At 73.2% G+C, this 24,598-nt stretch carries 11 protein-coding genes; all 11 read right to left on the bottom strand.

Annotated features, from left to right (window positions below):
- Positions 1-221 precede the first annotated feature (221 nt).
- Positions 222-533, bottom strand: a complete 312-nt coding sequence (locus ACZ5XZ_RS12500; protein WP_468976972.1) for a hypothetical protein — start codon at positions 531-533, stop codon at positions 222-224.
- 96 nt (positions 534-629) lie between these two features.
- A complete protein-coding gene (locus tag ACZ5XZ_RS12505; protein ID WP_468976974.1) occupies positions 630-1,100 on the bottom strand; it encodes a hypothetical protein in 471 nt (156 codons plus the stop codon).
- A 355-nt stretch (positions 1,101-1,455) separates the two neighbouring features.
- A complete protein-coding gene (locus tag ACZ5XZ_RS12510; RefSeq protein WP_468976975.1) occupies positions 1,456-1,887 on the bottom strand; it encodes a hypothetical protein in 432 nt (143 codons plus the stop codon).
- A 235-nt stretch (positions 1,888-2,122) separates the two neighbouring features.
- Positions 2,123-3,253, bottom strand: coding sequence for an acyl-CoA dehydrogenase family protein (locus ACZ5XZ_RS12515; RefSeq protein WP_468976978.1), 1,131 nt, complete (start codon positions 3,251-3,253; stop codon positions 2,123-2,125).
- Positions 3,254-3,424: 171 nt separating this feature from the next.
- Positions 3,425-10,192 carry an amino acid adenylation domain-containing protein gene (locus tag ACZ5XZ_RS12520; RefSeq protein ID WP_468976981.1) on the bottom strand — a complete coding sequence of 2,256 codons (6,768 nt, stop codon included), beginning with the start codon at positions 10,190-10,192 and terminating at the stop codon, positions 3,425-3,427.
- A 25-nt stretch (positions 10,193-10,217) separates the two neighbouring features.
- Positions 10,218-19,376: a type I polyketide synthase gene (locus tag ACZ5XZ_RS12525; RefSeq protein ID WP_468976983.1), complete on the bottom strand. Its 9,159-nt coding sequence runs from the start codon at positions 19,374-19,376 to the stop codon at positions 10,218-10,220.
- Positions 19,377-19,496: 120 nt separating this feature from the next.
- The gene (locus ACZ5XZ_RS12530; protein WP_468976985.1) at positions 19,497-19,793 is read right to left on the bottom strand and encodes a putative quinol monooxygenase; all 297 of its coding nucleotides are present in this window, start codon (positions 19,791-19,793) and stop codon (positions 19,497-19,499) included.
- 30 nt (positions 19,794-19,823) lie between these two features.
- A complete protein-coding gene (locus ACZ5XZ_RS12535; protein ID WP_468976986.1) occupies positions 19,824-20,762 on the bottom strand; it encodes an NAD-dependent epimerase/dehydratase family protein in 939 nt (312 codons plus the stop codon).
- Positions 20,755-22,002, bottom strand: coding sequence for an MFS transporter (locus tag ACZ5XZ_RS12540; protein ID WP_468976989.1), 1,248 nt, complete (start codon positions 22,000-22,002; stop codon positions 20,755-20,757). The genes ACZ5XZ_RS12535 and ACZ5XZ_RS12540 overlap by 8 nt, the downstream gene beginning before the upstream one ends.
- Positions 21,999-23,294, bottom strand: coding sequence for an amidohydrolase family protein (locus ACZ5XZ_RS12545; RefSeq protein WP_468976991.1), 1,296 nt, complete (start codon positions 23,292-23,294; stop codon positions 21,999-22,001). The genes ACZ5XZ_RS12540 and ACZ5XZ_RS12545 overlap by 4 nt, the downstream gene beginning before the upstream one ends.
- Positions 23,291-24,553 carry an ATP-grasp domain-containing protein gene (locus ACZ5XZ_RS12550; RefSeq protein ID WP_468976993.1) on the bottom strand — a complete coding sequence of 421 codons (1,263 nt, stop codon included), beginning with the start codon at positions 24,551-24,553 and terminating at the stop codon, positions 23,291-23,293. Before ACZ5XZ_RS12550 ends, ACZ5XZ_RS12545 begins: the two co-directional genes overlap by 4 nt.
- Between the last annotated feature and the right edge of the window lie 45 nt (positions 24,554-24,598).

Below are 24,598 nucleotides of genomic sequence, written 5' to 3' on the forward strand. Positions count from 1 at the left end.
CGACCGCATCCGCCTCACCGCCGGCGGAAGGGCCCCCTGCTTCTCTGCTGCTGCCGAAGGCGCCAATCGGAGCCTCGTGACTGCTCAGCCGGCTTGCGTCGGCACAGAGCCATGCCCATGCCAGAGCCTACCCAACGGCTCTTCTGATCCCTGAACTCTGGTGTGTCACAGTGCTGTAGCAGCCATCCGGCCCAAAGCCGTCCAGCCCTCAGGCGGCCGCCCTAGCCATTGGACCGGCGCAGGCTGCGGTACAGCTCGATCGCGGAGTCCGGCGGAAAGTTGGGGACATAGGTGACGGCTCCGTCGCTTTTGGAGATCACCATGTGACTGCCACCCAACGGCGCCTGAGTGCCGGGCGGCGGCGGGGGCATGACGGCGTGGACGAGGAAGCCGATGTCGAACTCCGTCACGTACAACGGCGCCGGGTTTCCTTCCAGATCCAGTACTTCGAATCGGGCGCGAGCGGCGGCCAGCGCCTCTTCGGCAGTGGTGGGGATGGGCGCTACCGGTTCCGGCGCGTCGGGGTGCGACACGGACTCTCTCCTGTCAGTGAAGGGGCGGCTGTGGGGCAGGCGGGGTCATGCGGTGGGACTCGGGCTTGGTGCGGGGCAGTCGGCGGGCGGGCCGTGTCACTTGCTCACGGACTTCAGAATCCGCACCTCGCCGCCGAACTGGTTCTCCGGCTTCTGCTCCTTGACCAGAGCGTCGTTGAAGTCCTCGTTCTCCTCGTGGTTCTTCGCCATCCGCTCCAACGCCTTGCCGATTTCGTTGAGCTTGGTGGCCAGGTGATCCATCGAGTCCGTCATGCCGTCGCGCAGGCCTTCGTAGACCACGCCGAACTTCTCGCCGAGCTCGTCGTCACCCCACGGTGGGGTGCCTTCCTTGTCGCTGAAGGTGGTCAGCCCCTTCCAGGCGTCCTGGACGACACTCGAGAACGTCGTCTCCTTCGGCGCTGCGCCTCCGCCGCCGCCACCGTCACCCTGCGCGGCCAGGCCGTTCTTCAGCTTGGCGGTCGCCTGGTAGAAATCCCTGCCGATCTCGGAGAAGCTCTTCCCCTCGGCCTTCAGCGTCTGCGGATTGCTCTTGAACCCGTCGCCCATGACTGCGCCCCCGTTCACCAACCGGCGTCATCGCGATGCCGGTTCACGTCCGTTTCATGTCGGTGCCAGCGTACCCAGAGTCACTGACAAGCCCTCAACCCCTGGGTTTCACAGTGCTTTCCCGGGAGCGTCCGGCCGATACACCTTCCGAGACACAGTAATCGCCGTGTTCGGGGTGGCCGACGTCGCACTCGCGCACCCGCAACGGCGTCTGGGTGCCGTCAGGCCCGGTGGTCACCGAAGAAGGGGCGGGCCATTTCGAGGGCCTCCCCGTCGTTAGCCGGTAGGCGGTGCGCCGGCGAGACGGCCCGGGCCTCCGTGGACACGGGCCCTTGGTCCGTATCCGGCTCCGGGCTCAACCCCGGTGTCCACCCCGTCCCCGCTTCTTCGGGCCCGTGACCAGGTTGGTCGAAGGACCGTCGCGCTCGGCGCGCTCCTTCTGCTCGTCCTCGTCCCGCTTGCGCTCCCACTGCTCGCGCTTCTCGCGCTCGGCCTCGCGGTCCGCCATGGTCTGCGACTCGGCGGCGCGGCGGATCTCGGTCATGCGGTCGCCCAGTGCGTCCATGTAGCGTTCGTTCTTGATGGCCTCGGTCATTCCCATCCGTCCCGACAGGATGCCCTGGGCCATCTCCTGGAGCGGGCCGTTCACATTGGGGTTGTCGGACAGAGTGCGCAGCGCCTTGTGGAGGCTGTGAGCCTGCTCCGGGTCCTGCGCGACGTCCATCAACTCGGAGTCGTCGATCTCCCGCTCGCCCGGCCCCGGCCCGCTTCCCCGCCTGTTGGTCATGAGAACCCCCTTCGAGCCCACAGGGCCCTTCGCGCACGCGGAACGCGGCTTTCGCACTCGCGACAGCCTGCTACAACCGTTGACGAGCTTATCCAGCCGACCGTTTGGACCATCGCCCCGGGCGCATCCGCGCACGGCTCGTGCCGTCACCGCCTCAGCGTCGGGTGCTGGGGGAGCTGGGGATCGGCTGAGAGACCTGCGGCGCCGTGTGCGGCCTGTCGGTCGTCGATCGGCATCAGAGGTGGAGTGACGCGGCGGTGCCCCCGAGGCGCAGGGTGCCGACTGCGTCGAGGATCTTCTGCGAGGAGGCGACATGGCGGCTCGCGGTGATGAGGTCGCGCAGGCACCGGTCGAGCGGGGTGCGTTCGGTGTAGACCGCGGTCGAGCCCACGGCGTCGTACAGGAGTTGGACCGCCTCCCGGCAGGCCCGGTGCGCGAACTGGCGGGCCAGTGCGGCCGTGCCGCGTTCGGGTGCCAGGCCCGCGGCCTGTGCGGACCAGACGTCCTCCAGCGTGGAGTACACGTAGGCGTCCGCCGCGCCGATCAGTGACTCGGCGTGCGCGAGGTCGGCCGGGACGCCCGGCCAGGGCAGCGCGGGATGCCGGGCGGTGAGGAGCTCCCTGGCGGCGTTCAGCGCGAGCCTGCCGATGCCCAGCGGCACACCCGCCATCTTGAGGGCCAGGTTGTCGGCGCGCAGGTGGAGCGGTTCCTGGCGGGTGCCGGACGGCACGAGCTCGAACGTGTGGCGTGCGGGGACGAACAGGTCGGCGACCTCGAAGTCGTGGGAGCCGGTGCCGCGCAGCCCGGTGGTGTGCCAGCTGTCGAGGACCCGTGCGTGTGCGGCGTCGAAGACGGCGATTCTCGGGGGGCCTTCCGGGGTCTGGAACCCGGCCATCACGCGATCGGCGTGGGTGATCCCGCTGCCGTAGGTCCAGCGGCCCGACAGCAGGTATCCGCCGCCTTGCCGGACCGCCCGCCCGGTCGGCGGCAGCACTGTCGTGGTGATCAGGTCCGGGTCCGGGAACAGCTCGGCGAACACCTCCGGGGGCAGCGAGACCACGGCCAGTGCGGCGTTCAGCGCGACGGCGGCGCACCAGGCGACCGAGGCGTCCCCCTCGGCCAGCAGATCGACGGCCCGGGTGAGTTCCGGCGCGGTCATCTCGACACCGCCCAGCGCCGGTGGCAGGGCGGCGCGCAGCAGCCCGGTGGCCTTCAGGCCGTCGAGGACGTCACCGGGAATCCGGCCCAGCCGCTCGATCTGCGGCGAGTGGGCCGGGAGGCCCGAGGCGTACGTCCGTACGCGGTCCAGGACCGATGCGGCGGTCAGGGCGCTCTCGGCCCGGGTCGGCAGGTCCATGGTGGTCATCGGGTCCTCCTGGGGCGGCTGCTTCGGCTCTTCGGCGGATGCGGCGGGTGCGGCAGGTTCGGCTGCTTCGGCTCTTCGGCGGATGCGGCGGGTGCGGCAGGTTCGGCTGCTTCGGCTCTTCGGCGGATGCGGCAGGTGCGGTGGGTTCGGCGGGGGTTGCGTTCGTTCCGGTCACAGGTCGTCCAGGGACTTGCCGAGCTCGGCTGCCAGCGTCTGGAGGTTCGGGGGGCGCATGACGCTGTAGTGGTCGCCGGGCACGTCGACGCTCTCGGCCCCGTCGCCGAGGAGGTCCAGCCACTGCCGGGTGGTCGCGGCGGTGGCCCCGTCCATGGCCCGCAGGAGCCGGACCCTGCCCCGGTACGCGGTGGGCTCGTGGTCGGCCAGCGCGCGGCTGAGGTGCAGGAAACGGCCGGCGAGCCGTTCCAGGGTGGCGGCGTCGATCTCGTCCGGCAGGACGGCGGCGTGCCGGGCCCGCGTGAGCAGTTCCTCGATCGGGGACCGGCCGGGCGTGGGCTCGAACTCGGCCGGCCAGGGGCTGTAGTTGCTTCCCGCCAGCCCGGCCAGGTCGCGGGCGAACCGGGCCAGCAGCGCCGCGTCGGAGGCGGGTTCGGCACGGCCGGGCGGTTCGAGCAGGTCCACGGCCGCGACGAGCTCGACCGTCCTCCCTCGTCCGGCGAGCAGGCGGGCGATCTCCAGGGCGATCACGCCGCCCATGGACCAGCCGCCGAGCCGGTACGGCCCGTCCGGGAACCGTTCGGTGATCGCGTCGGCGTAGTGCGCGGCCAGCTCGGCCACGGTCCGCGGCGCAGGTTCGAGGTCGGGGTACTGGAGGGCGTGGAACGGCTGGTCGTCGTCCAGGAGGGCGGCGAGGCCGGCGTAGCAGAGCACGTCGCCGCCGACGGGGTGGACGAAGACCAAGGGTGGCCGGGTCCCGGCGCCTTGGACCGTGACCAGGGCGGCCCGGCCCTCGTCGCCGGGCTGATCGCGCAGCGCCTCGGCGAGCGACTCCACGGTCGGCCGGGCGAGCAGCGTGGCCACCGGCAGCGACCGGCCGGTGCGCTGCCGGATCCGGGCCATCATCCGTACCGCGAGCATCGAGTCGCCACCGAGGTCGAAGAAGTTCGCGGTGACACCGACGGGCCCGACGGCGGGCTCGAAGAACTCGGCCCAGATCTCGGCGAGGAGCCGTTCGGTCGCGTCGCGCGGTGCGATCGCCTCTCCGGAGCGGGGGGCCGCCTCGTCGGGCGACGGCAGGAGGGTGCGGTCCACCTTGCCGTTGGCGGTCAGCGGCAGTTCGTCCAGGAGGACGATGCGGGCGGGCACCATGTAGCCGGGCAGTTCCCGGCCGAGCGCCTCGCGCAGTTCGTCCTCGGAGGTTTCGGAGGTGCCGGACACGGCGTATCCGACGAGCCGTCGGGGGCCGCCCCGCTCGCCCTCGGCCACCGCGACCGCCGCGCGGACGTCCGGCCGGCGCAGCAGCGCCGCCTCGACCTCGCCGAGCTCGATCCGATGCCCCTGGATCTTGACCTGGAAGTCCGCGCGCCCCAGGAACTCGATGTCGCCGTCCGGCAGGTAACGGCCGAGGTCGCCGGTCCGGTAGAGCCGCTCTCCCGTCACCGGGTGGCGCAGGAACGCCGCGCGGGTCTTCGCGTCGTCGCCGAGGTAGCCGCGGGCCAGGCCGGCACCGGCGATGTACAGGTCGCCGGGGACCCAGGTCGGGCGCGGCCGCAACGCCTCGTCCAGCACATGGAAACGTTGGTTCTGCATCGGCCGGCCGTACGGGATGCTCGTCCAGTCCGGGTCCACGCGGGTGATCGGGTACTGGATCGACCAGATGGACGCCTCGGTCGCGCCGCCCAGGCTCCGGATCCGCGCGTTCGGCAGGGTCGCGGCGATGGCTCCGGGGAGGGTGACGGGGATCCAGTCACCGCTCATCATGACCACGCGCAGCGACGGCGGGCCGCCGAGGGCCCGCACATGTGCGACGAACATGTCCATCAGCGCGGGGACGCTGTTCCAGATCGTCACGCGGTGCCGGTTCACCAGTTCCAGCCAGGCGGCCGGTTCGCGCTGCGCCGAGGCGTCGGGCAGGACCAGGGCGCCGCCGGCCGAGAGCAGCCCGAACACGTCGTAGACCGACAGGTCGAAGTGGAGCGCGGACAGGGCCAGGACGCGGTCGCGTGCGGTCACGCCGTACCGGTCGTTGATGTCCTGGATCGTGTTGACCGCGCCGGTGTGCTCGATCATCACGCCCTTCGGGATCCCGGTGGACCCCGAGGTGAAGATGACGTACGCGAGAGCGTCGGGCCTGGCCGGGGAGGGCGGCAGGGGGCCGTTCGCGCCGGTGTCCGCCGGCTCGGTGTCGACGTGCAGTGAGCGGGTCGTCTCCGGCAGGTCGAGCCCGTCCGCGACCGCCGACCGGGTCAGCACCAGCTCGATACCGGCGGTCTCCATGATCATCCGGAGTCGGCGGCCGGGCATGGCGGCGTCGAGTGGCACATAGGCGGCACCGGCCTTGAGGATGCCCAGCGCCGCGACGACCTGCTCCCAGCTCTTGTCCATCACGATGCCGACGACCGCGCCCGGGCCCGCGCCGCGGTCGATCAGCCACCGGGCGATCCGGTCGGAGCGGCGGTCCAACTCGCCGTAGCTGAGGGTCCGTTCGGTGGTGATGACGGCGGGCGCGTCCGGCCGGGACTTGACCTGCCGAAGGAAGGCGTCGTGCAGCAGCTCGGCGGGGACGGGGGCGTCCGTGGCGTTGACCGCCTTGCGCACCTCCAGGTCCGCCACCGGCGCGAGCACGGACGGCGGACGGCGCCACGCCCCCTCGCCGCACAGGTCCCGCACCAGGTCCAGGTAGGCGTCCCACATCCCGTCGACGACACCGGCGGGGAACATCTCCTCCACCACGTCCCAGTTGAGGACCAGTTCGCCGGCCTCCTCCAGGGCCTGGTGGTCCAGCCACACCTGCGGTGTCCGTACCGAGCTGGACGCCAGCCGGCCGGAGGCGCCGAGCGTGGTCAGTGCCGTGAGCGCGCCGCGCTCGCCGTCGCCCTGCCCCGAGAAGCCGATCGTGCTGGTGAAGACCACCGGCATGCTCGCCAGACCGGTCCCGCCCCGGGTGCGGTTGAGTTCGCGCAGCACCTCGACGCCGGTGACGTGCCCATGGTCGAGGTCGGTCAGCAACTGGTCCTGCAGCCGCATGGCGCCCGAGGCGAAGGCTTCGGCGGGGGCGGCGTCGACTTCCAGCAGGGTGGTCGCGCTGAGGTTTCCGACGACCCTGCCGACGTCCTCGTGCAGCGGCCGTCGGTTGAACACCAGCAGGTTGAGCGTGAAGCGCGGCGCGGCGCTCCAGGCGGCGAGGACCTGCGCATACGCGGCGCACAGGGCGGCCGAGGGCGACAGGCCCGCCGCGGCGGCGTGGTCCTTGAAGCCCCGCCATGCCCCGGGCTCGATCCGGGCCGTGCGGTGGGTGAACACCGGCCGCCGCGGCGCGGGTCCCGGCCGCAGCGGCAGCTGGGGCGCGGGCGGGAGGGAGGCGACGCGTGCCTGCCAGTAGGCGAGCGACTTCTCGCGCCGTACGGCGTCCGTCCCGGCGGCGGCGAGCACGTAGTCGCGGTAGGTGACGGCCGGGGCGGGCGCCGCGGGCGTCCCGGAGCGATAGGCCTCGGCCCACTCCCGGAACAGCAGACCGGAGCTGCGGCCGTCGATGATCAGCGCGTCGAAGTTGAGGTGCAGCCGGGTCGTGCGCGCGTCGAGCAGGGTCGCCCGGACGTCGAACAGCGGCCAGACCTCGGTGTCGAAGACCTGGTGCCGCATCTCCTCGTGGATCGCCGCCAGGCGGCGGGCCCGTTCGGCGTCGTCGCACGCCCGCAGGTCGACCGTGGCGATCCGGTAGTCGGGGACCTCGGCGAGCACCCGCTGGTGCCCGTCCCCGGACACCACCGCGCGGAGCATGTCGTGCCGGTCGACGAGGTGCCGGAAGGAGGTGGCGAGCCGGTCGAGGTCGGTCTCCTCGACGTCGACCTCGACGAGGAAGGAGGTGGAGACGTTGCCGAGCTCGAAGGCGTCGGTCCGGCCGACCAGATAGGCCTGCTGGAGGTCGGTGAGCGGGAACGGCTCGTGGCGGGCCGCCGGGTCGGCGACCAGCGCCATCCCGTCCCCGGGCTCCTCGGTGCGGTCCGCGCCGCCGGCGCGGGCCGCCTGGACGGTGCGGGTGATCTCGGTGACGCTCCGGCCGTCCAGCAGGTCGCGCAGCGGCAGGTCCACGCCGAGCCGCCGGGCGAGGGTCTGGCGGATGTCCATCGCGATCAGCGAGTCGATGCCCAGGCTCCGCAGCGGCAGGTCCAGGTCGTCGCCGGTGACGGCCGCGCCGCGCGCCCGGCCGACGATGCCGGCCACCAGCTCGGCGGCGTTCCCACTCTCGGGCGCGGCGGGCCCCGCCGTTTCGGGCCCGGCGGCACCCTGCTTCGTTTCGGATGTGCCGGGTACCGCCTCCAGGCGTACGCCGTCGGCGAGCGCCACCGGCGTACCGTCGGCGTCGACCAGCCGTACCTGCGCCAGCAGTTGACCGCGGTGAGCCGGTGGCTGCGCGCTGCGGGGGCCGCCCGTCCAGAGCCAGTAGCGCTCGCGCTGGAACGGGTATCCGGGCAGCGACGCGGGCGGCCCGGCGGGCTCGCCGTGCACGCGCGTCCAGTCGATCCCGACGCCTCGGGTGTAGAGCGCGCCGAGGCCGTCGAGGAGCGTGCGCCGGGCGTCGCCGCCCTCCTGCCCTTCGCACAGCGACGGCAGGAAGACGGTGTGCTCGGCCGCCCGGACCTGGTCGAGGAGCGGCGAGGCGGATCCGATCTCCACGAAGGTCCGGTGTCCGTCGCGCAGCAGCGCGGCGACCGCGTCGGTGAACCGCTCCGGCTCGGCGGCGTCCACCGGAGTCCGGGCCGCCGCCCGCAGCGCGTCCGCCAGGCTCATCGCGCCCGAGACGCACGCGGCCGCCGGCTCGCCGATGCCGTGGCCGAGGACGGCGGCGGGCTCCACGCCCCACGACCGCCACAGCTCGGCGAGCGCGTACGCGACGGCGAACGGCGCGGGCCCCGCGCCGCCGGACGGCTCGGCGCACTGGCCCAGGGCGCGGCGGAACTCCGGCTCGGCCGCGGCCAGTTCGGCGGCCGCGTCGGCGTACCGTCCCTCCAGGCGGCCGGTGAACAGGAACACCGGGCCCCGGCTCGTCTCCGCGGTCCGCGCGCCGACGCGGACGCCGGGCGGCGGCTCCTCGTCCGGCCGCGTCCGGGTGAGCAGGTCCCGCAGCTCGGCGCGGGAGGACGCGACGGCCGTGAGCCGGTGCGTGAAGTGCGCCCGCCCGAGGCTCGTGGTCCGGCAGATCGACGCGAGCGAATCGCCGTCGGCCTGCTCGGCGTCGTCGGCGGCTCCTTCGGCGAGCAGGTCGGCGTAGCGCGCGGTGAGTTCGGCGAGCGCGGCCGGGGTCTTGGCCGACAGGGTCAGCAGGCGTGGCCCGTCCTGCTCGGCGGGCGGGAACCCCTCGCCGGGCGGCGCCCCTTCGGGGACGACCGGGGCCTCTTCGATGATCACGTGGGCGTTGGTGCCGCTGATGCCCTGCGAGGACACCGCACCGCGTCTCGGCCCTGAGGTCTCGGGCCATGGGGTCTCCTCGACGACGAGCTCGACCGCGCCCGACGACCAGTCGACGTGCGGGGTGGGCTCGTCCACGTACAAGGTGGCGGGGAGCCTGCCGTGCCGCATCGACAGCACCGTCTTGATGACCCCCGCGACACCCGCCGCCGCTTGGGAGTGCCCGATGTTTGACTTCAGCGAGCCGAGCCGCAACGGCCGGTCCCGATCACGCCCGTAGGCGGCCAGCAGGGCGCGCGCCTCGATCGGGTCGCCGAGCGGGGTGCCGGTGCTGCTCGCCTCCACCACCTGGACGTCACCGGGCGACAGCCGCGCGTCCTTCAACGCCTGGCGGACGACCCGCTGTTGCGCGGACCCGCTCGGTGCGGTGAAGCCGTTGCTGGTGCCGTCCTGGTTCACCGCGCTGCCGCGCACCACGGCCAGCACCCGGTGGCCGAGCCGTCTGGCGTCCGACAGCCGTTCCACCAGCAGCACGCCCACGCCCTCGGAGAACCCGCTGCCCGCGGCGGCGGCCGAGAACGGGCGGCACCGGCCGTCCGGGGACAGGCCCTGCATGCGGGTGAACTCGGTGAACAACTGCGGTGTGGCCATGATCGTCGCGCCGCCCGCCAGCGCCATCGTGCACTCGCCGCTGCGCAGCGACTGGATGGCCAGGTGCAGCGCGACCAGCGAGGACGAGCAGGCCGTCTCCACGGTGATGGCCGGGCCGCGCAGGCCGAGCGTGTAGGAGATCCGGCCGGACGCGACGCCGCCCGCCGTCCCGGTCGTCAGGAAACCCTCGGCCTCCTCGGGCACGTCGCCGCACCCCAGCCCGTAGTCGTTGCAGGACAGCCCGGTGAACACGCCGGTCTCGGTGTCGCGCACCGACTCCGGGTCGATCCCGGCGTCCTCGAAGGCCCGCCAGGCGGTCTCCAGCAGCAGCCGTTGCTGCGGGTCCATGGCCAGGGCCTCGCGCGGACTGATACCGAAGAAGCCCGCGTCGAAGTCCGCCGCGTCGTAGAGGAAGCCGCCGGAGCCCGTCGCGCTTCGGCCGCCGTTCCCCGGGTCGTGCAGTGTGTCGTCCCAGCCCCGGTCACGGGGGAACGCGCCGACGGTCTCCCCACCGGAGGCCAGCAGCCGCCACAGGGCGGCGGGCGAGTCGACACCGCCCGGATACCGGCACGCCATACCGACGATCGCGATCGGCTCGCGGTCACCCTCCTCCAGCTCACGCAGGCGCTCGCGTGCCTGGTGCAGGTCGACGGTGAGGCGCTTGAGGTATCCGAGCAGCTTCTCGTGTGATGCTGATCCCATGACGGATCGGTCCTCCGTAGGCGGGTCAGGAGCCGGAGAGCTCTCGGTCGATGAAGTCGAGCAGTTCCTCGGCGGTCGCGGCTTCGACGAGCGCCGCCACGTCCGCCCCGAGGTCCCCGGAGGCCTCCTCCGAAGCAGCCGGGGCGGCCGGTGCCTCCTCGGGCGGCAGGAGTTCGCTGTCCAGGACGGCGACGAGTTCGGGCAGCGTCGGCGCCTCGAACAGCAGGGTGAGGGGGAGCCTGAGGTCCGTCGCCGTGCTGAGGCGGTTGCGGAACTCGACGGAGGTGAGCGAGTCGAACCCGAGCTCGCCGAACGGCCTGTCGTCCAAGATCGCCTCGGGCCGGGAGCCCAGGACGGCGGCCATGTGGGTCCGGATCAGGTCGGCCAGGATCCCGGCGCGTTCACCGGCGGCCAGGCCGGTCAGCTCGTCCCGCAGCGGCCGGTGCCGGTGTTCGGGGACGTTCCCGGGCCGGCCCGGGCCGGCGGCCGCCACGACCTCGCGAAGGACCGGCGGAAGGTGCGTTCCCAGAGCGCGCAGGGCCTCGCGGTCGAGCCGGGCGGGCGCCAGCACGGCGTGCGGTGACGGCAGCGCCGCCTCCAGCAGGGCCAGGCCGTGGGCGGGAGCCATCGCCACCAACCCGGCCCGGGCGAAGCGGGCGCGGTCGGCGGCGGTGAGGGCGCCGAGCATGCCGTCCGGGTCGTCCCACAGGCCCCAGGCCAGCGCGAGGGCGGGCAGGCCCTGCGCGCGGCGGTGCCGGGCGAGCGCGTCGAGGAACGCGTTGGCGGCGGTGTAGCCGCCCTGCCCGGCACCGCCGAGCGTCCCCATGATCGAGGACACCAGGACGAACGCGGTGAGCGGGTGGCCCGCGGTCAGCTCGTGCAGATGCCAGGCCCCGTCGGCCTTGACGCGCATCACCCGGTCGATCTGTTCGGGTGTGAGCGAGGCGATCGGCGCGTCGTCCACCACGCCCGCGGCATGGATCACGGCGGTCAGCGGGTGCCGGTCGGGGACGGCTTCGATCATCGCGGCGACGGCGTCCCGGTCGGCGACGTCCACGGCCGCGAACCCCACCTCGGCGCCGAGCCCGTTCAGATCGGACGCCAGCTCGGCCGCTCCGGGCGCGTCGCCGCCGCGGCGTCCGGCCAACAGGAGCCGTCGTGCGCCGTGTTCGGCCACCAGGTGCCGGGCGAGGGCCCGGCCGATCGCACCGGTCCCGCCGGTGATCAGGACGGTTCCGCCCGGGTCGAGGACCGGTGGGACGGTGAGCACCACCTTGCCGATGTGGGTGCCCTGGCGCAGCAGCCCGAAGGCTTCGGGTGCCCGCCGGACGTCCATGTCGGTGACCGCGGGCCAGGTGAACGCGCCCTCGGCGAACAGCCCGACGGCTCGGTTCAGGAGGCGGGCGAGGTGCTCGGGCGGCAACTGCAGGAGGCTGCACGGCTGGTAGCGCGCACCGGGGTGCGCGGCGGCCACCTCGGCCGGATCGCGCGGGTCGGTCCTGCACAGTTCGACCAGGAGCCCGCCGGGACGCAGCAGCCGCAGCGACTCGTCGAGGAGGTCGCCGGTCAGCGAGTTCAGGACGAGGGCCATGCGCCGGCCACCCGCGCCGAAGCGTTCGCCGAATCCGGGCTCGCGGGACGAGGCGAGATGGTCGTCGTCGACGCCGAGGGCACGCAGTGCGGGCCACTTGAGGGGACTCGCGGTCGCGTAGACCTCCGCGCCCAGGTGCCGGGCCAGTTGGACGGCGGCCATGCCGACGCCGCCCGCCCCGGCATGGATCAGAACGGGGTCGCCCGCGCTCACGCCTCCCAGCTCGATCAGCGCGTGCAGGGCGGTCAGGTGGGCGACCGGCACGGCGGCGGCCCGGGTGAACGACCAGCCGTCGGGAATCCGGACGACGGTGCGGTGGTCGGCGTGGGCCACCGAGCCGAACGCGGCGGAGAACAGGCCCATCACCCGGTCGCCGGTGGCCAGGCCGGTGACGCCGGGCCCGGTCGCGGTGACCACGCCCGCGCCTTCCAGGCCGAGCGGGCCGGGGTCACCGGGGTGCATGTCGAGCGCGCCCAGGACGTCGTGGAAGGTGAGCCCGGCGGCGCGCACCGCGATCCGGACCTGGCCGGGGCCGGGTTCGGCGGCGGCCTCGGGGCAGGGCCGGACCTCCAGGGCGGCGAGGGTGCCGCGTTCGGCGATGTCGAGGCGCCAGGCAGGCGCGTCTTCGGGAAGCCGGAGCGCGGGGTCACCCACCGCGGAGACGAGCCGGGGCACCAGGACGGCGCCGCCACGGACCGCCACCTGGTTCTCGTCCGACGCCAGTGCCGCGGCCACGGCCTCGATGGTCTCGGGCTCGGCGGCGTCAGGGGCGAGGTCGACCAGCGCGAACCGGCCCGGGTGCTCGACCTGCGCGGTCCGCACCAGCCCCCAGACCGCCGCCTGCGCGAGGTCGCGGACACGCTCGCCGGGCCGGGCGGCGACGGCCCCACGGGTGACGAGGACCAGGCGGGTTCCGGCGAGCCGGTCCTCGGCCGGCCATCGGCCGAGCACCTCCCGGGTCCGGTGGACCGCGTTCCTGGCCGCCGTCGCCGGGTCGGTGGTTCCGTACTCGCCGGCCGGGCAGGCGACGACCGCGTGTTCGGGCGGGGCGGCCGCCGCGAGCAGCGCGTCCAGGTCGAGGGTGTCCCACGGGACGGGCACCTGCCCGGTCGGCGATCCGGCCGCCGGCCCGGGCAGCGGTTCCCAGCCCAGCGCGAACAGGGAGTCGCGCGCCACGGCGGCGGGATCGGCCGGGCGGCCCGCCGCGACCGGGCACAGTTCCAGCGACTCGACCAGGCCCGCCGGGTCTCCCGAGGCGTCGAGCAGGGTCAGGGGGAGACCTCCGTCCACGGCGGGCGCCGCGTGCACCCGCAGGGACGTACGGCCGCCCGTACCGAAGAGGGACACTCCGCGCCAGCGCAGCGGCTGCACGCACTGCCCCGCGCGGCCCACGGTGTCGGCGATCAGACCGTGCAGGGACGCGTCGAGCAGGGCGGGGTGCAGGTGGTAGGCCCCGGCGTGCGCGGCCTCCGGCTCGGGCAGGAGCGCTTCGGAGAACTGCTCGCCGTCGCGTCGCCAGGCGGCCCGCAGTCCCTGGAACACCGGCCCGTGCTCGTACCCCCGCAGGCCGAGGTCCTCGTACACGCGGGCCGGCGGTACCGGCGTCGCGTCGGCCGGCGGCCAGTGCAGGGGGACCGGTGCCGTGGCGGTGTCGGGGCCGAGGGTTCCGGTGGCGTGCTCGATCCACTCCCCGCCGGTCGCCCGGCCCGATATCCGGCAGGTCCGCAGCCCGGTGGCGTCCTCGCCCGCCACCCGGACGCGCAGGTCGACGGCGCCGTCGTGCGGGAGTTCCATGAGCGTGGAGACGGTCAGTTCCTCGATACGCGCCGTCCCGGCCTGCGCGCCCGCGTGCAGTGCCAGCTCCACCAACGCGGTGCCCGGCACGACGATCGTCCCTGAGAGGGCGTGGTCGGCCAGCCAAGGGTGGGTGCGGGTCGACAGCCGCCCGGTGAACACCGTCTCTCCGTCGCCGAGTTCGACGGCCGCGCCGAGCAGGGGGTGGTCGGCCGGGGCCTGGCCGAGGTCGGCCGCGCCGGACGTCCCGGCCGTGCCCGTGAGCCAGTGGCGACGACGTTGGAAGGGGTAGGTGGGCAGGTCGACATGGCCGGCGGCCGTCCCGGTGAGCCGTTCCCACGAGATCGGCAGGCCCTGGACGTATGCCTCGGCGGCGGAGGTGAGGAACCGGCGCAGGCCACCGTCGTCGCGGCGCAGCGAGCCGGTCACGATCCCGTCGGCCCCGGCCTCCTCCAGGATCTGGCCGATGCCGCCGACCAGGACCGGGTGCGGGCCGACCTCGACGAACGTGGTGTGGCCGGACGCGATGAGCGCTTCGACGGCCTCCTGGAAGCGCACGGTGTGCCGCAGGTTCCGGTACCAGTAGGACGCGTCGAGCTCCCCGCCCTCCTGCCAGTCGGCGGTGACCGAGGACATCAGCGCGATCTCGCCGGTGCGCGGCGCCAGCGGCGCCAGCTCGGCCAGGAGCTTGTCGCGGATCGGTTCGACCGCCGGACAGTGTGAGGCGTAGGCCGCCGGGATCACGCGGGCGTTGACGCCCTCGGCCTGGTAGGTCTCGACCAGCGCGGCGATCGCGTCCGGGGCTCCGGCCACGGCGGTGGTGGCCGGCCCGTTGACCGCGGCGATGCTCAGCGTGCCGAGTCGTTCCCGGATCCGCTCCGCGGGCAGCGGGATCACGGCCATCGCCCCCTCGCCCATCAGGTCGACGGCCAGGCTGCTGCGCAACGCGATGGCGCGGGCGCCGTCGTCGAGCGAGAGCGCCCCGGCCACGACGGCGGCGGCGATCTCGCCCTGGGAGTGGCCGACCACGGCGTCCGGGACGACCCCGGCCGACCGCCACAGCTCGGCCAGCGACACCATCACGGCCCACAGCGCGGGCTGCACGACATCGATCCGGTCGAGCAGGCCGGGCGCGCCGTCCAGCACGTCGGCCAGCGACCAGTCGACGTACGGCGCGAGCGCCCGCTCGCACGCGGCCAGGCGGGCGGCGAAGACGGGGCTCTCGGCGGCGAGTTCCGATGCCATGCCCCGCCACTGGCCGCCCTGTCCGGGGAAGACCAGAACGGTTCGGCCGGGCTCGGCCGCGCGGCCGGTGACGACGCCGGGAGCCTCCTCGGCGCGGGCCAGCGCGTCCAGGGCCCGGTCGGCCTCCTGCCGGTCCCGGGCGATCACCACGGCGCGCTCGTCGAGGGAGGTCCTGGCGGTCAGGGCCGGTGCCGCGCCGACCGGGTCGAGCGGCGCGGCGGCCAGCGTCCGGGCCTGCTCCCGCAGCGCGTCGGGGGTCCGGGCCGACAGGACGACCGGCACCACGGGCGGCCGCACCGGCTCTTCGGCAGGTTCGGCCCCGGCAGGCGGCTGGGCCAGAATCACATGCGCGTTGGTGCCGCTGATCCCGAACGAGGAGACGCCGCCGCGCCGGGGCCCGCCGGTGTCCGGCCAGGGACGGGCCCGGTCGAGCAGGGCCACCGACCCGGCCGCCCAGTCGACGTGCGGGGACGGCTCGTCGACGTGCAGCGTGGCGGGCAGGGTCGCGTTCCCGATGGCCTGGACCATCTTGATGACGCCGCCGACGCCCGCCGCCGCCTGCGCATGTCCGATGTTGGATTTGAGGGACCCCAGCCACAGCGGCCGCTCCCGGTCACGTCCGTAGGCGGCCAGCAGGGCGCCTGCCTCGATCGGGTCGCCGAGGGCGGTGCCGGTCCCGTGCGCCTCCACGGCGTCGACCTGGTGCGGTGCGAGCCCGGCATCGGCGAGCGCGTCCGCGATGACGCGCTGCTGGGCGACGCCGCTGGGCGCGGACAGCCCGTTGGAGGCGCCGTCGGAGTTGACGGCGCTTCCGGCGACGACCGCGAGGACACGGTGGCCGTGGCGGCGGGCGTCCGAGAGCCGTTCGACCACGAGCATGCCGGCGCCCTCGGCCCACCCGGTGCCGTCCGCCCGGGCGGAGAAGGCCTTGCAGCGGCCGTCGGCGGCCAGCACCCGCTGGCGGGACAGCTCGACGAACATGCCGGGGGTCGCCATGACCGTGACCCCGCCGGCCAGGGCGAGCGAGCACTCACCGGCCCGCACCGCCCGCACCGCCTGGTGCAGCGCGACCAGCGACGCCGAGCACGCGGTGTCCACGGTCAACGCGGGCCCGTTCAGGCCGAGTACATAGGCGATCCGCCCGGAGATCACGCTCGCGCCGGTGCCGGTCAGCAGATGTCCCGCGACGCCGGGCCCGGCCGCTTCCATGCTCGGCCCGTAGCCGGAGTGCATCGCCCCGGCGAACACGCCGGTCCGGCTGCCCTCCAGCGTCGCGGGGTCGATCCCGGCGCGCTCCAGCGCCTCCCATGCGACTTCCAGGAGGAGCCGTTGCTGCGGGTCCATGGCGAGCGCTTCGCGCGGGCTGATCCCGAAGAACTCCGCGTCGAAGTCCGTCACTTCGCGTACGAAGCCACCCTGGCGGACGTACGAGGTCCCGATCCGGTCCGGGTCCGGGTGGTGGAGCGCGGCCAGGTCCCAGCCGCGGTCGTCGGGGAAGTCGCCGATGGCGTCGGTTCCGGTGTCGACCAGGCGCCACAGATCATCGGGCGAGCGCACCCCGCCGGGGAACCGGCAGGCCATGCCGACGATGACCACGGGGTCGTCGGCGTCGTGGTCGTCATCGGCGGCCGCCCGCTCCCGCACGACCACCGGGGAACCACCGGTGGACGCGTCCGCTGTCAGCTCACCGATCGCGGTGGCCAGGGCGGCCGGGCTCGGGTGGTCGTACAGGAGGGTGCTTGCCAGATTCAGCCCCGTCGCGGTCGACAGCCGGTCGCGCAGTTCGAGCGTCAGGGCCGAGTCCAGGCCCAGTTCCCGGAACGTCAGGCCGGGCCGGACGTCGCCGGCCGACCCGGCGCCCAGTACGACGGCCGTGAGGCTCCGGACCAGCTCAAGGGCCGATCGCGGGTCCACGGCCGGTGCCGGGGTCGCGTCGGGCACCTCTTCGGTGGCCCCGGGCATCCCGGACGGCCAGTAGGAGCGGCGTTGGAACGGGTAGGTCGGCAGGTCGACCAGCGGCGCCGAACCGGGCAGCAGCGCGGACCAGTCCACCGCGACGCCCCGCACGAAGGCCTCGGCCGCCGCGGTGAGGAACCGGTGACGGTCCCCGTGGCCGCGCCGGAGCGTGCTCAGCGCGGCGCCGTCCCCGCCGTGCAGGTCGATCGCCTGCCGGATGGCCGTCGCCAGCACCGGATGCGGGCTGACCTCCAGGAACGTCGAGTGGCCCGCGTTCAGCAGTCCCTCGACGGCCGGTCCGAACCGCACCGGCTCGCGCAGGTTGCGGAACCAGTACCCGGGGTCCAGGTCCGCGGTGTCGATCGGTTCGGCGGTGACGGTCGAGTGGAACGGCACCCCGGTGGAGCGCGGGACGATCCCGGCGAAGGCGGTGCGCAGGTCCTCCCGCAACTCCTCGACCTCCGCGCTGTGCGAGGCGTAGTCGACCGGAACCCGCCGGGTCCGCACCTCGCGCCCGTAGTGGGCGGTCAGCGCGTCGAGCGCGGCGACCGGACCCGCGACCACCGTGTGCGTGGGGCCGTTGACCGCCGCGACCGACAGCGAAGCCGCCACCGTCGCGAGGTCCCGCCCCACCCGTTCGGCCGGGAGTTCCACCGACAGCAACCCGCCACGGCCCGCGATCCGCTTCAGCACCCGGCCGCGCAGGGCCACGAGCCGGGCGCCGTCCTGGAGCGACAGGGCGCCCACGGCGGTGGCGGCGGCGATCTCGCCCTGCGAGTGGGCCACCACGGCGGCGGGCTCCACCCCGGCCGAGCGCCACAGCGCGGCCAGCGACACCATCACCGCCCACAGCGCGGGCTGGATCACCTCGTCGCCCTCCAGCGGCGGCGCACCGGGGACACCGCGCAGGACATCGAGCAACGACCAGTCCACGTACGGGCGGAGAGCGTCGGCGCACTCACCGATCCGGCCGGCGAAGACCGGGAAGGATTCGATCAGCTCCGCTGCCATGCCCGCCCACTGCGAGCCCTGGCCGGGGAAGACGAAGACCGGCCGGACCGGCGGCCCCTCGTGGCGGCCCTCCACCACGGCCGCCGACGGCTGCCCGGCCGCTCGTGCCCCCAGTCCGGCGAGGAAGCCGTCCCGGCCGTCGGCGACGACGACGGCGCGCTGGGCGAACGTGGTGCGGGTGACGGCCAGCGACCGGCCCACCGAGGCCACGCCGAGTCCCGGGCGCGCCTCCACATGGGCGCGCAGCCGTTCGGCCTGGTCGCGCAGTGCGGATGCGTCACGCCCGGACAGGACCCAGGGCAGCGTCCCGGCGCGGCCTTCGCCGCCGGCCCGCTTCGCCCCCGGCCAGTCCGAGAGGATCAGGTGGCAGTTGGTGCCGCCGATCCCGAACGAGCTGACTCCCGCCACCAGCGGCCCCTCCGGCGACGGCCAGGGGCGGGTCTGGGTGTTCACCCGCAGATGCAGCTCGTCGAGCGGGATGCGCTCACCGGGCTCGGAGTGGTTCAGGCTGGGAACGAGTTCGCGTGCGCCGACGCACAGGACGGTCTTGATGAACCCGGCGATCCCGGCCGCGCCCTCCAGATGACCGATGTTCGTCTTCACCGATCCGACCAGAAGCGGGGCGTCCTTCGGGCGGGCCGAGCCCAACGCCGCACCGAGCGCCGCGGCCTCGACCGGGTCGCCGACCCGGGTGCCCGTCCCGTGCAGTTCGACGTACCGGACCTCGCCCGGCTCGACGCCCGCGTCGGCGCAGGCCGCGAGGAGCACCCGCTCCTGCGACGCACGGCCCGGCGTCGGCAGCGTCTCGGTCGCGCCGTCGTTGTTCAGGGCACTGCCGCGGATCACGGCATGGATGCGGTCGCCGTCCCGGACGGCGGCTTCGAGGAGCTTGAGGACGACGACCCCGCCGCCCTCGCCCCGGACGTAGCCGTTCGCGCGGGCGTCGAAGGTGAAGCAGCGTCCGTCCGCCGACAGTGCCCCGGCCCGCTCCAGGGCCAGGGTGCTCTGCGGCGCGAGGATCAGGTTCACACCACCGGCCAGGGCCAGGTCGCAGGCACCGTCCCGCAGGCTCGCGCACGCCAGGTGCACGGCGGTCAGCGACGACGACTGCCCGGTGTCCACCACCAGACTCGGACCGTTCAGGCCGAGCGCGTAGGAGATCCGGTTGGCGATCACACCCCGCTGCACCCCGGTCAGCGTGTGCCCGGTCACCGCGTCGGGCCCCAGGCCGTGCAGCAGTGTCGCGAAGTCGTCGGCGATCGCCCCCAGGTACACGCCCGTCCGGCTGCCCGCAAGGTCGCCCGGCAGGGTCCTGGCGTTCTCCAGTGCCTCCCAGGCCAGTTCGAGGGCCAGCCGCTGCTGCGGGTCCATGGCCACGGCCTCTCGCCGTGAGATACCGAAGAACTCGGGATCGAACCCGTCCACCCGATCGAGGAAACCGCCGCGCGCCGGACCCCGGCCGCGCCGATCGGTGATCGCGTCACCGCCGCCGCGCAGCAGCCGCCAGTACGCGTCGGGCCCGTCCGCCTGCGGGAACCGGCAGCCGATCCCGACGACCGCGACGGCGCGTGAAGGGAGACCACGCATGCCATGGCCAGCACAATCCATCGTTGAAGCACCCCAGTGTTCTTGCCGAATCGGCGGGTCACGCGGCGGGGTGTGGAGCCGTTGGCGAAGACGGTCCACACCCCGTTGCCCTGTCGTCTGCTACTGCGCGCTGCTCACCGGACTGCTCGGGTGCACCTCGCGTTCGATGCGCGGCATGATCTCCTGGAGGTAGATCTTCTGGATGGCGTCGCCGGAGCCGTGGGCCTCCCAGTGCGCGCGGCTCGCCCAGCGCTCGACGAGGACGAAGCGCCCCTGGTCGTCCTGCGAGTGGTACGCCTCCCAGTTGACGCAGCCGTCCTCGGCGAGACACAGGGGGCGCATCCGGGCCAGGGCATCGGCCACCGGCGCGATGTCGTCGGACTCGGGGACGTGGACGATGACGATGAGGTCGAACATCACTGCTCCTTGGCGTGGAGGGGAGCCGGCTCAGCCGGCGAGGGCGTTACGGGCGACCGTGGGCAGCCACTGGGCGATCGGGGTGAAGTGGTAGCCGAGGGCCGCCGCCCGGTCGCTGGACATACCGAAGTCCGACGGGCAGGAGAACGGGGACAGGTCGGGGTCGCCGGAGGGGTCCTCCTTCTCGATCACGTCGGCCGTGAGTCCGGTCGCGCTCTCCACCGCGGCGCAGACGTCATAGACGTCGGCGGTGTCCGGAGACGCGACGTTGACCGTTCCGGTGGCGTCGGAGGAGGCCGCCCAGGCGAGGAAGCCGGCGGCCTCGTCGGCCCGTACCAGTGAGGTCCGACCCGGGGCCGTGTGGGCGACGACGGGCTGCCCGGCCCTGATGTGGTCGAGGTGGAACTGCAGACGGCCGGTGAAGTCGCCCTCCGCGGCCAGGACATGCGCGACCCGGGCCAGCAGCACCGGCGCCTTCGCGCGGCGGGTCAGCGCGGCTTCGGCCTGGCGCTTTCCCTCGCCGTAGTGGGCGTCCAGGTAGCCGGGTGTGTACCAGGGCAGGCCGGTGTCGAAGTCGTAGTCCGCCGGGTCGAGTTCCTCTTCGCGGGCCCGGGCACTGAGCTGTGGGGCCGGGAACCGCCAGCGGAAGGTGTCCTTGTTGTACACCTCGATGGTGCTGGTCATGACGAGCTTCCCGGCCCGTTCGCCGAATGCCTCGCACGCCTCCACGGCGGCGTTCGGCGTGTAGCACATCTGATGGACCACCGCGTCGAACCGTTGCCCCGCCACCGCGGTGGTCAGCTCTCCGGGGACGTTGACGTCGGCGCGCAGCCGCCGCACCGCGTCGCCGAAGGAGTCGGGGGTCTGCCCGCGATTGACGAGGGTGACCCGGTGCCCGTCGTCCAGCAGTTGTCGGACCAGTACCTTGCCGAAGTACCGGGTGCCCCCGATGACGCAGATGTCAGACATTCTCCCTCACCTTCTCTTCGTTCCCCGTGCCTTCTGTGTCCTCGGTCCCCGGAGATTCCTCGGCCGCGCCGGAGTTCCGGCCGCTCAGGCAGATGAGTGCACAGCCCGCCGCCAGCAGGGCCGCGACGTACCAGTTGCCACCCGCCACATCGAGGGAGCGCGACAGGTCGAACAGGACCCCCGCGGCCAGGGAGCCGACCATGTTCCCCGCGCTGCGGAAGAAGTGCATCGCGCCCATGGCCTTGGCCAGCCGGTGCTCGGGCACTCTGCGGGCGATCCAGAGGTCGAACGACGGCACGAAGAGGATCTCTCCGAGCACCACCGTCAGACAGCCGACCACCACCCAGGGGGCGGTGCGGCCGGCCCCGAAGGCGACGAACGCGGTGGTCATTCCGGCCAGGCCGACGGCCATCACCGCCCCCGGGCTGAACCGCTTGTCGAACAGCTTGAACAGCGGGTACTGGAGCACCAGGATGCTGAGACCGGTGATCCAGAACGGCGCGGACGGCGCCCACCCCGGGACGTATGCCGCCATGTGCAGGGGGATACCGACCACAAAGCCCAGGGACAGGAACCAGAACGCGGCGGACAGCAGGAAGTAGCGGGTGGCGCCGCGTACCTCGATGCCCTTGAACGCGGTCAGGCTGAACAGCGGAGCGCGCCCGCCCGTGGCGCCCGGCGCACGCTCGAAACCCTCTCGGGGAATCAGTGCCGAGGTGATCAGGCAGAAGCCGATGAAGAACGCGAACACCACCGAGAACAGGGTCCGCAGCTCCACGTGCGCCAGTACCGCGCCCAGCAACGCGCCCCCGAAGAGGCCGACCTGCCCCGCCATCTGGAACGCGGAGAACGCCTTGGGCCGTTCCTCCTCGGGAAAGGAGACCAGGACGTTCTTCAGCCCGGGGAAGGAAACCCCTGAGCCGAAGCCGATGAAGAACGCGAGCACGCTGTACGCGAGCACGCCGTCGGTGAACCCCATGAGCCCGAGGGCCACGGCTTCCAGCGCCGTACCGAGGAACACGCCCCCGCGGACACCGGCGCGTGCCGCGATCCCTTCGTAGCAGAAGGTGGCGAGCAGCCGGCCGACGTACGTCATACACATGACCACGCCCGCCCAGAACCCGCTGTCGGTCCCGCCGAGGGTGGCGACGAGTACGGGGAACCAGATGTAACTCCCCGTATTGGCCAGGAGGATGCCGCCGACCACACCGATGAGTGCGCGCTTGCGTTGCCTGATCACCGCTCCTCCTTCCGGTCCGTGTCCGCGGCCCGCAGCTCGGCGATGGTGCGCACGACGGCCTGCCGGTCGATCGGCACGCCCCGGACGACGGTGCTCAGCGGGAGGGCGGACAGCGGCCGGCCCGGAGCGTGCAGGTTGTAGGTGGCGGCCGCGCCGGCGCTCAGCGGATGGTCGCCGTGGGTGTCGCCGCTCAGCTCGTCGAAGTAGCGGCGGCCCCCGATCGTCGCCTGGTGCCGCAACGGCCCCTCGAGCGAGGCGTCCTCGCCGCGCAGCAGGTCGAGTTCGCTCAGGAGGGAGTAGCCGTGGTACGCGCCGGTGTTGCCCGAGTCGGTACCGATCAGCAACGCGCCCTCGCGGAGGGTGGCCAGGGCGTTGCGGCGCATGTCGGCCAGCGCTGCCGTGCGGGTCTCCTGGCAGCCGTACTCGATGCCGTAGGGCTTCTCGATGCCCTGGGCGAACTCCAGGTTGCGGAGGTCCTGGGTCTCGGCGAAGCCCTCGCGCCCGTACTCGGCCCGGAACTCCTCGCCCGTCAGGATCATGGTGCGCAGGCCGGCCAGGGTGGAGACGAACCGGGCACCCTCGAACTCCTTCCAGTCGGCCGCGTCGAGCGTCCGGTCCCGCACGGTGTGGGCGAAGAGGCGGAAGCCGCACTCGTAGGCCCAGCGGGTCTCCTGGAGGGTGTTGCAGTCGATGACGGCGGTGATGCCGCGCTCCGCGGCGATCCGGGCGGTGAACTCCAGCACCCGCCGGGACAGCCGGGAGAACTTCACCGGGCTGCCCGGCTGTTCGGTGCCGTCCGTGAACATCACCTTGAGGAAGGTGCCGCCGCGTTCGACGTTGGAACGTATCGCGTGTTCGAGATCGGTCTCGGTGGCGATCATGTGCACCGGGGCCGGGAACTCGACGCCGTGGCCGGTGAGGCCGGCGGCGTTCGTCATCGCGGTGACCGCGTAACCGCAGTGCACCAGCTCCGGGTAGGGCAGCGCCGATTCCGCGCGGCCCCACTCCCAGGCCTCCTCGACCAGCGGGAAGCCGAACATGTCGACGACGTGCGTGACTCCGCTGTACAGGTACTGCAGCGCGACGATACGGGGGTCTTCCAGCGAGTCGTCGAAGTTGGCGGGAAGTCCCACATGGGCGTGGGTCTCGACGAGGCCCGGCCACAGCTCGGGCGTGGCGAGGTCGTCGGCCTTCCGCTCGGCGACGGGCCGGATGCGGGAGAAGTGCCCGTCCTCGACGGTGACGTCGAAGACCGCCGTCGGGTCCAGCTCCGGAATCGCGACGCGCATCATCGGGCGACCTGCACGGAAATGGTGAACTCGATGTCGTCCAGGGCCGCCTTGACCCGCCCGGCCGCCTCGTCCCGGTCCTGACCGGTGAAGATGAGGTGGCCGAGCCAGTCGAAGTTGCTCTTCGACAGGCGCGACACGCGACGGCCCGGCTTGGCGTACGCGAGGGCCTCGACGAAGCCCGGGGCGTCCTTGATCCGGTCGAAGCCGATGGAGACCAGCTCGCCCTCGACGGGGGAGCCGAACCAGTGGCCGCTGGCGATGACGTCGCCGGGGATCGGCAGCTCGGGACGCTCGCCGAGGGCCTGGCGGATCACCTCCAGGTAGGCGTTGACGCCGCTGGAGAGCTCCATCAGCTGCGGCACGATGCCGCCCGTGAGCCGGCCGTTGACCTCGCACAGCACCGGGCCGTCCGCGGCGAGGAAGTACTCGGCGTGGATGAATCCGAAGTCGATGCCGAGGCCCTTGAGGACCTTCTCGTTCATCGCGTACAGCTCGTCCTGCAGCGGGTGGCCGCGGAAGTAGGTCAGGCCCATCTCGATGAAGTACGGGAAGCCGCTCAGATTGCGGTCCGTGATGCCGAGGTTGACGATCTCGCCGCCCTGGAGCACACAGGCCTCGACGGAGACCAGCTCGCCCTCGACGAACTCCTCGACCACGATGTCCGGGATGCGGGTGACTCCGCGCCCGTAGTCGGCGACCGACGCCAGCTCCGCGAGGTACGCGGCGAGCTCCTCCTCGTCGCGGAGCAGCAGTACGTGCAGGCTCGCGGTGCCGTCGGAGGGCTTCACCACGCACGGGAAGCCGATCTCCCGGACCGCGGCCTCCATGGCGTCGCCGGACGTGGGCTCGGCGACGTGCACGAACCGCGGCTGACGCACGTCGGTGTCCCGCAGGGCGAGCCGGGTGCGGTGCTTGTGGCGGGCGTTGAGGGCCGCGTCGACGCTCATGCCCGGCAGGCCCAGGGAGCGGGCCACCGACGCCGCGTGCACCGTGTGGTACTCGCTGTAGGTCATGACGCCGTGCACCGGCTTCGCCGCGTGCACCTCCTTGGCGAGCCGCTCCAGCTCGTCGATGGAGAACACCTTCGCGCTCTTGATCACCTCGCACCGGGGGTGCGCGAACGCGGCCTCGGCCAGCGGCGAGGCGCCCAGGTAGAAGTCGGGGTCGGCGGAGACGAAGGTCACGTCGTGCCCGAGCTCCAGGGCGTTGGCGATGCCGGCGATGCCGTTCGGGTTGCATTCGATCATGAGGATATGCATGGGAGATTCCTTGTCTTCAAGGGGTTTCGGGGTGATTGCAGAGAG

The organism is Streptomyces sp. NPDC033270 (assembly GCF_055576575.1).